This is a genomic window from Roseateles sp. P5_E1, assembly GCF_054049335.1.
Genome location: NZ_JBFUMN010000151.1, coordinates 1 through 884, shown reverse-complemented (window position 1 = coordinate 884; position 884 = coordinate 1). Strand labels below are relative to the sequence as shown.

The following is an 884-nucleotide window of genomic DNA, read 5'->3' as shown; positions in this document are numbered from 1 at the left end:
GCGCGAAGCCATCGCCCAGCTGTCCAGCCAGGGCCTGCTGACGGCGCGGGTTGGTGGCGGCACCTACGTGAGCGTGCCGATGGCACGTACGCACCCGGGCGTCGACGCGTCGCTGTTGCCCTACCTGCCGGTGTTCCAGAACGACCCGGAGTACCGCTTCGATGTGCTGGAGATCCGCCATGCGCTGGAGGGTGCGACCGCCTGGCACGCCGCGCTGCGCGCCACCGACGCGGACCGGGCGAAGATCCGTGCGGCCTTCGAGCACATGCTCGCCGCGCACGGCAAGGACGATCCCGCCGGCGAGGCGCGCGCGGATGCGGCCTTCCACCTGGCCATCGCCGAGGCCTCGCACAACCTGGTGCTGCTGCAGGTGATGCGTGGCCTGTTCGAGCTGTTGCAGACCAATATCTCGCAGAGCCGTGAACGGCTCTACACCTCGCCCCGCACGTTTGAGCCGCTGTCGACGCAGCACCGCGAGCTGATGGACGGGGTGCTGACCGGCGACCCCGAACGCGCGCGCGCCGCCGCGCATGCACACCTGGCATTCGTGCACGCCTCCCTGCGCACGCTCGATGACAACGAGGCCCGGCGCGCCCGCGCATCGCAGCTTCCTCCTGCCCACGGTTGACCCATGATCATTGCCGCCTCCACCGATTACCGCGCCGCCGCCCAACGGCGGCTGCCGCCGTTCCTGTTCCACTACATCGATGGTGGCGCCTATGCCGAGCACACGCTCAAGCGCAACGTGTCCGACCTTGCCGACATCGCGTTGCGGCAGCGGGTACTGCGCAACGTGGCCGAGCTGAGCCTGGAGACCGAGCTGTTCGGCGAGCGCCTGGCGATGCCGGTGGCGCTGGGCCCGGTCGGGCTGACCGGCATGTATG

General features: G+C 69.9%; 2 protein-coding genes. Both read left to right on the top strand.

The window, feature by feature from the left end; genetic code table 11:
- Positions 1 to 628 (top strand): FCD domain-containing protein (locus tag ACXJKJ_RS30265; RefSeq protein ID WP_457395080.1); only part of this gene is annotated, 628 nt, incomplete at its 5' end.
- A gap of 3 nt (positions 629 to 631) precedes the next feature.
- Positions 632 to 884, top strand: a 253-nt coding sequence (locus ACXJKJ_RS30260) for an alpha-hydroxy-acid oxidizing protein (protein ID WP_457395077.1), incomplete at its 3' end; no start/stop codon positions are given.